The 6,956-nt window shown below is 72.5% G+C and carries 6 protein-coding genes; 4 read left to right on the top strand and 2 right to left on the bottom strand.

The window, feature by feature from the left end; all coding sequences use genetic code 11:
- Positions 1-2,570, top strand: a 2,570-nt coding sequence (locus tag A612_RS10700; protein WP_019374482.1) for an Hsp70 family protein, incomplete at its 5' end; no start/stop codon positions are given.
- A gap of 20 nt (positions 2,571-2,590) precedes the next feature.
- Here the strand turns inward: A612_RS10700 and A612_RS10695 are convergent.
- On the bottom strand, positions 2,591-4,084 hold the full coding sequence (locus tag A612_RS10695; protein WP_019374481.1) for a trypsin-like serine peptidase: 1,494 nt from the start codon (positions 4,082-4,084) through the stop codon (positions 2,591-2,593).
- Positions 4,085-4,120: 36 nt separating this feature from the next.
- Positions 4,121-4,696: a Holliday junction branch migration protein RuvA gene (ruvA, locus tag A612_RS10690; RefSeq protein ID WP_019374480.1), complete on the bottom strand. Its 576-nt coding sequence runs from the start codon at positions 4,694-4,696 to the stop codon at positions 4,121-4,123.
- 74 nt (positions 4,697-4,770) lie between these two features.
- Here ruvA and A612_RS10685 point away from each other — a divergent pair, with 74 nt between their 5' ends.
- The 3 genes from A612_RS10685 to A612_RS10675 form a co-directional block, all read left to right on the top strand.
- Positions 4,771-5,718 carry a PhoH family protein gene (locus A612_RS10685; RefSeq protein WP_019374479.1) on the top strand — a complete coding sequence of 316 codons (948 nt, stop codon included), beginning with the start codon at positions 4,771-4,773 and terminating at the stop codon, positions 5,716-5,718.
- 43 nt (positions 5,719-5,761) lie between these two features.
- A complete protein-coding gene (ybeY, locus tag A612_RS10680; protein ID WP_019374478.1) occupies positions 5,762-6,229 on the top strand; it encodes an rRNA maturation RNase YbeY in 468 nt (155 codons plus the stop codon).
- 71 nt (positions 6,230-6,300) lie between these two features.
- Positions 6,301-6,956, top strand: a 656-nt coding sequence (locus A612_RS10675; protein WP_019374477.1) for a sulfite exporter TauE/SafE family protein, incomplete at its 3' end; no start/stop codon positions are given.

Below are 6,956 nucleotides of genomic sequence, written 5' to 3'. Positions count from 1 at the left end.
CCACGCCGCAGCGGCTGGTGGCCAGCGCCAAGAGCTGGCTGTCGCACGCGGGCGTGGACCGCACCGCGCCCATCCTGCCCTGGGGCGCGGGCGAAGAGATTCCGAAGATCTCGCCGGTCGAGGCCTCGGCCAGCTACCTGGCGCACCTGCGCGCCGCCTGGGATGCGGAGCACCCCGACGCGCCGCTCAGCCAGCAAAGCGTGGTGCTCACCGTGCCGGCCTCCTTCGACGAGGGCGCGCGCGCCCTGACCCTGGAAGCCGCCCAGCAAGCCGGCCTGCCGCCGGTGCAGCTGCTGGAGGAGCCCAAGGCGGCCTTCCACGACTGGCTGGTGCTGCAGGGCGAGGCCCTGGCGGCGCAGCTGGCCGACAGTCGCTTGGTGCTGGTGGTGGACGTGGGCGGCGGCACCACCGACCTGACGCTGATCCGCGTACAGCCGCCGGCGGACGGCACCGGGCTGCCCCGGCTCACCCGCACCGCCGTCGGCGAGCACCTGATGCTGGGCGGCGACAACATGGACCTCGCCCTGGCGCACCGATTGGAGCCACATTTTGCGGGCGGCGAAGGCCAGCGCCTGGCGCCAGCGCGCTTTGCCGAGCTGGTGCAGCGCTGCCGCGGCGCCAAGGAGCGGCTGCTGGGCCGGGACGCCCCCACGTCGGTGCCCATCACCCTGCTGGGTGCGGGCTCGCGGCTGCTGGCCCAGGCGCGCTCGGTCGCACTCACGCACGAGCAGGTGCAGGCCTGGGTGGTCGAGGCCTTCCTGCCCGACGCGCAGCCCGGCGACACCCCGGCGCGCCACCTCGGAGCCCTGCGCGGCCTGGGCCTGCCCTACCCGGCCGATGCCGCCATCTCGCGGCACCTGGCGCATTTCCTCGCCCGGCATGCGCCCGACGGCGAGCTGCCCGACACGTTGCTGCTCAACGGCGGTGTGTTCCATGCCCACGCCCTGGCAGAGCGGCTGACCGGGCTGCTGGCGCGGTGGCGCGGCGGGCCGGTGCGGGTCCTGCACAACCCCCACCCCGACTGGGCCGTGGCCCGCGGCGCCGCCGCGCACGCGCTCGCGCAGCACCAGGTCGAGGCCCACGCGCGGCAGCCTGCCGCCTCCAGGGCGCGCGCTTCCGACGCCACCCCGACAGCCATGCCACGCATCGGCGGTGGCTCGGCGCGCAGCTACTGGCTGCTGCTGCCAGGCCGGGAGGGCGCGCCGGCGCAAGGCATCTGCCTGCTGCCGCGGGGCACGGAAGAAGGTACCCGCTTGGTGCTGGCCGGGCGGCGCTTTGCACTGGCGCTCGGCCAGCCCGTGCATTTCGCGCTGCTGGCGCGCAGCCAGGGCCAGGCGCAGGCCGGGCAGATCGTGCCCATCGAAGGCGAAGGCTGGACCGAGTTGCCGCCCCTGGCCACCGTGCTGGCGGCCCCGCCCGGGCGCGAACGCGCGCGCGTGGAGGTGCAGCTGGCCACTTCCATGAGCGAGGTGGGGACGCTGGAGGTGCGCTGCGTGGCGCTGGACGATCCTGGGCGTTCCTGGCTGCTGCCCTTTGCCGTGCGCGGGGCGGCCGGTGGCAGGGCCGCCGGGGCCTCCCGCGAGCCCGGGACGGCCAGCGAAGAGCCGGGCGGCAAGGGCGACGCTGCCGATGCCCGCCTGCCTGATGCCATCGCCCTGCTCGATCGCGTCTTCGGCAACCAGGCGCAGGACGTCGCTCCGAAGGAGGTGCGCCAGCTGCGCCAGTCGCTGCAGAAGCTGCTCGGCCCGCGCGAGGACTGGCCGCTGGCGCTGCTGCGCGCCCTGTTCGATGCGCTGCTGGCGCGGGCTCGCCGGCGCCGGCGCACGCCCGAGCACGAGCGCGCCTGGCTGAACCTGGCGGGCTGGTGCCTGCGCCCCGGCGTGGGCGCGCAGCTCGACGCCTGGCGCGTGCAGCAGGTCTGGCAGCTCTACCCCCAGGGCCTGGGACACCCGCGGGAGGCCGCCAACTGGACCGAATGGTGGGTCTTCTGGCGCCGCGTGGCCGCCGGTCTCGACGAGGCGCAGCAGATGCAGCTGCTCGAGGATGTGGCCGGGCGCATGCAGAAGGCCGTGCAACGCACGGGCGCCGGGCGCAGCCAGTGGGGCAGCTACGACGACATGCTGCGCCTGTTTGCCGCCATGGAGGCCGTGCCCTGGCAATACCGCCAGGAGATGGGCCAGTGGATGCTCACGCGCCTGAAGCGCCCGGACGAGCCGCCGCAGACCTGGTGGGCAGTCGGCCGCCTGGCGGCGCGCACGGCGCTGGCAGCCAACGCGCACCGCGTCATGCCGCCCGCAGCGGCGCAGGAATTCCTGGCCGCCACCCTGGCGCAGGACTGGCGCAGGAACGAACACGCCATGTTCGCCGCCGTGCAGATCGCGCGCATGACCGGCGAGCGCACGCTCGACCTCCCGCAGGAGTGGCGCGCACAAGTGCTGGAGAAGCTGGCGGCCAGCGGCGCGCCCGAACGCTGGATCGCCCAGGTGCGCGAGGTCCAGGCCCAGGACGCCGAGGACCAGCGGCGCAGCCTGGGCGACAGCCTGCCGCCGGGGCTGGTGCTGGTGGGCTGAGGGCGTCCGAGCCCGAAGCCTCAGCCGCCGGGATTCAGCCAGCGCCGGATCGCATCGCGGTAGGCCAGATCGAAGCGACCGTAGTAGTCCACAGCGTCGGGCCGGGCACAACTGGACAGGCCGCCCATCAGCTGGCCCACCACGTAGCGGCGCTCCCCCAGGGTGAGGAATGCGGCCGAGCCGCTGCTGCCGCCTTCTACGACGCCCGTTCGCCATCCCAGGGTGAGGTAGGTGCCCTCGGTCTCGTTGCTCGCCCGGCACAGGCCGCCATCGCTGCAACTGCTGTAGTGCAGCAGCGTTCCCAGGCTGATCTTTTGCATGTCCCCACCCGGGTGGTGCACCACTGCCAGGGGGGTGCCCGGCTGCAGCGGGCTGCCGAAGTAGGAGCCGGCGTAGACGATGCCGGCAGGAGGCGCGCCGTTCAGGCGCATGAGCGCCACGTCGGTGCGTGCTGCCGCGTACAGCAGCGTGGCGCCGCCCGTCAGGCGCTGGGCCCCGGCAGTGTCCGTGCCGCCACAGCTGCGGGCGCGCAGGAACCATTCGGTGGTCAGCGTGGAGGCCACCGTCTGGCGGTCGATGCAGTGGTTCGCACTCAGGAAATACGGGGTTCCCGAAGAGGCGGCGTCGTTCATCAGCGTGCCCGTGCACAGGTAGGCCTTGCCGTCCTCGCGCACGAAGACCATGCGCGCCACGGAGCGGCCTTGCTCCAGGTATTCGGGCCGGCAGGCCAGGTCCACGTTGCAGCTGCCTGCAGCCTTGGTCTGCAGCGCCAGTTGCGCTTCGTCAGGGGTCTGCGTGAAATGGGACAGCCGCGGCACCGACAACCGGACGCCGTCCGTGGCGGCCGAGTGCGGAATTTCCACTTCCAGCGTGGTCTGTGCGCCGCCGAAATCGGGGCTCCACCAAGTGCGCGCGGCCCGGTCATCGGCGCCTGCCTCGGCATGGCGCGCGGCCATGGTGCGCAGGGCCTGCGCATCCACCTCGACGACCTCGTCCTGCGGCGCGCCATAGGCCCGCAGCACTGCGCCCGGCGGCAGGGCCTCCACCAGCACCCCCAGCCGCACGCCGTGCGCGCCTTCGGCCACGAAACGCAGGGCTGCCACCTGCGTGTTCCGCCCGGACGGATGCCACTGCAGCAGAGCGGCTGTGCCCTGCGGCGTGGCCGTGTCGGCCACACTGCGTGCCTGCCCGATCTGCAGCGGCGCTCCGGGCGATCCAGAGCCCACGGTCGCCTTGGTGGGCGGCGCCTGCAGCGGGCCGAGCACCACTGTGCGCACCATGCCCGAGGCTGCAGCAGCCTGCGCCGGTCGGGCGGCGCCTTCGGTCAGCTTGGCTGCGGGCGCAGCAGCGGGATCGAACGCCTCGATGCGGTCCCCGGCCACCGGAGGGACCGTCGACGGCGGCGGCGCCGGATCGGGAGCGCCGTTGTCGCTGCCGCCCCCACAAGCGGCCAGCGCCAGCAGCAGGGACAGGGCGGCACGGCGCAGGGCCGGACGGGCGAGAAATCTGTCCATGGGGTCTCCTTGTCGTGTCCAATCGATGGGTGGCAATCACCTGGCCAGCGCCTTGAGCGCCAGCCGGATGCCCTCGCTCACGCCCACGTCCGGGGGCAGCGCCTTGAGCGCCGCCGCCGCCTCCTTGTCGCTGTAGCCCAGGGCGAGCAGCGCCTGCAGGATGTCTCCCTGCGCCCCGCCCGCCGCCTGCGCGCGCACGCCCGACAGGTCCACGCCCAGCTTGCCGCGCAGCTCCAGCAGCAGCCGCTCGGCCGTCTTCTTGCCGATGCCCGGCACCTTCAGCAGGCGCGCGCCCTCCTGCAGCGACACCGCCTGCGCCAGATCCTCAACCCCGATGCCCGAGAGCACCGACAGCGCCGTGCGCGGCCCCACGCCCGCGACCTTGATCAGCTCCCGGAAAGTCTGGCGCTCGGCGGCCGTGGCGAAGCCGTAGAGCAGCTGCGCGTCCTCGCGCACGATGAACTGGGTGAGCAGGGACACCTGCTGGCCCAGCGCCGGCAGGTTGTAGAAGGTGCTCATGGGCACCAGCACCTCATAACCCACGCCGTGGCAGTCCAGCAGCACCTCCGGGGGATTTTTCTCCAGCAGCGTGCCGGTCAATTTGCCTATCATGGATATCCTCGTGGCCGCGCGCGGCGCCTTTCCTGCCCGCACGGCGAAACCTCATCGCCCCAAAGATTATCCGCGTGATCCTGCGCCACACCTTCATCCCCCACAACAACACGCGGCTGGCCCACCTGTGCGGCCCGGCGGACGCGCACCTGCGCACCATCGAGGCTGCACTGCAGGTGAAGATCGCCCACCGCCACGAGCAGTTCAAGGTGGAGGGCCCCAAGGCCCACGCCACCCAGGCCATGGAACTGCTGCAGGCGCTCTACGAAATGGCGGAGCAGCCGATCCGCGAGGAGCAGATCCAGCTCATGCTGGCCGGCGATGCCAGCATGCGCGCGGAAGCCGATGGCACGCTGGTGCTGGCCACGCGCCGCGCCGACCTGCGCGCGCGCACCCCGGGCCAGGGCAACTACCTGGCCAACATCGCCGCGCACGACATCACCTTCGGCATCGGCCCGGCCGGCACCGGCAAGACCTACCTGGCCGTGGCCTGCGCGGTCGATGCGCTGGAGCGCGGCAGCGTGCAGCGCATCGTGCTCACGCGCCCGGCGGTGGAGGCGGGCGAGCGCCTGGGCTTCCTGCCGGGCGACCTCACGCAGAAGGTCGATCCCTACCTGCGCCCGCTGTACGACGCCCTGTACGAGCTCATGGGCTACGAGCGCGTGCAAAAGGCCTTCGAGCGCAACCAGCTGGAGATCGCGCCGCTGGCCTTCATGCGCGGGCGCACGCTGAACAACGCCTTCGTCATCCTGGACGAGGCGCAGAACACCACGCCCGAGCAGATGAAGATGTTCCTCACGCGCCTGGGCTTCGGCGCGCGCGCCGTGGTGACAGGCGACGTGAGCCAGATCGACCTGCCGCGCGGCATGCCCAGCGGCCTGATCGACGCCGAGCTGGTGCTCAAGCGCGTGCAGGGCATCGCCTTCACGCGCTTCACCAGCAGCGACGTGGTGCGCCATCCGCTGGTGGCGCGCATCGTCGATGCCTACGACGCCCAGCGCAGCCGCCGGCCGGCCGCCTGAGGCGACGCCCCCTTTTTTCCCGGAACCCCTTCCACGGCGCACCATGGCCCTGCCCCATCTCGCCCTCTCGCTGCAATTCGCACGCACGCCCGAGGCAACCGCGCACCGCCCGGTGCTGGCGCGCCACCGCGTCGCACGCTGGGTTCGCCATGCGCTGGCCGCCGATGCCGAGATCACCGTGCGCATCGTCGGCGCCGACGAGGGCTGGCAGCTCAACCGCGACTTCCGCCAGCGCGACTACGCCACCAACGTGCTGACCTTCGACTACCAGCAGGCGCCCGTCGTCCTGGCCGATCTGGTGCTGTGCGCCCCGGTGGTCGAGCGCGAGGCGCGCGAACAGGGCAAGACGCTGCAAGCACACTACGCCCACCTGCTGGTGCACGGCACGCTGCACGCCCAGGGCTGGGACCACGAGACCAGCGAGCAGGACGCCGAGGCGATGGAGGCGCACGAGACCGCGATCCTCGCGCGCCTGGGCTTTGCCGACCCCTATGCGGCGGGCCAGGGCTGAACGCGCCGCCGAAAAGCACTTGCACCCTGGGCATGACCAATGCCGGCGCGCCGCCTGCCTAAGATCGACGGATGCTCGATACCGCCCTGATCCTTGCCGCCGCCTTCGTGGCCGGCGCCCTCAACTCCGTCGCCGGAGGCGGCAGCTTCCTGACCCTGCCGGCGCTGGTGTTCATCGGCGTGCCGCCGGTGGTCGCCAACGCCACCGGCACGGTCGCCCTGCTGCCCGGCTACATGGCGGGCGCCTGGGGGTTTCGCGAGGACATGCAGCCCCCGCCCGGCCTGTCGATGCGCGCCGTGGTCCTGCTGTCGCTGATCGGCGGCTCGGCCGGCGCGGCCCTGCTGCTGGTCACCTCGGACGCGGTGTTCCGCAAGCTGGTGCCGTGGCTGCTGCTCGTGGCCACCGCCCTGTTCGCCTTCGGTCCGCAGCTGCGCCAGTGGGCCGGCGGCTCGGGCGGGCACGACAGCGGCGCGCCGTCGGTGGCCAAGGCAGCCTTCGGCATGCTGGTGGTGGCCGCCTACGGCGGTTATTTCAACGGCGGCTTGGGCATCCTGCTGCTGGCGCTGTTCGGGCTGCTGGGCCAGACCCAGCTCAACGCCATGAACGGCATGAAGAACCTGGTCTCGGCGCTGCTCACGGCGATCGCGGTCGTGATCTACGCCGTGGGCGACATCGTCTTCTGGCGCGAGGCCCTGATCATGATGGTCGCCGCGACGCTGGGCGGCTA

This window comes from Melaminivora alkalimesophila (assembly GCF_000282995.1).
In the GTDB taxonomy this organism is placed as follows: Bacteria; Pseudomonadota; Gammaproteobacteria; order Burkholderiales; family Burkholderiaceae_C; genus Melaminivora; species Melaminivora alkalimesophila.
The sequence above is the reverse complement of the archived record's forward strand: the minus strand, read 5'-3'. Positions and strand labels throughout refer to the sequence as shown.

Excerpts from the sequence above, each read along its gene's own strand:
- ruvA (WP_019374480.1), bottom strand. The coding sequence starts at position 4,696 with ATGATAGGCAAATTGACCGGCACGCTGCTGGAGAAAAATCCCCCGGAG.
- A612_RS10695 (WP_019374481.1), bottom strand. The coding sequence starts at position 4,084 with ATGGACAGATTTCTCGCCCGTCCGGCCCTGCGCCGTGCCGCCCTGTCC.
- ybeY (WP_019374478.1), top strand. The coding sequence starts at position 5,762 with ATGGCCCTGCCCCATCTCGCCCTCTCGCTGCAATTCGCACGCACGCCC.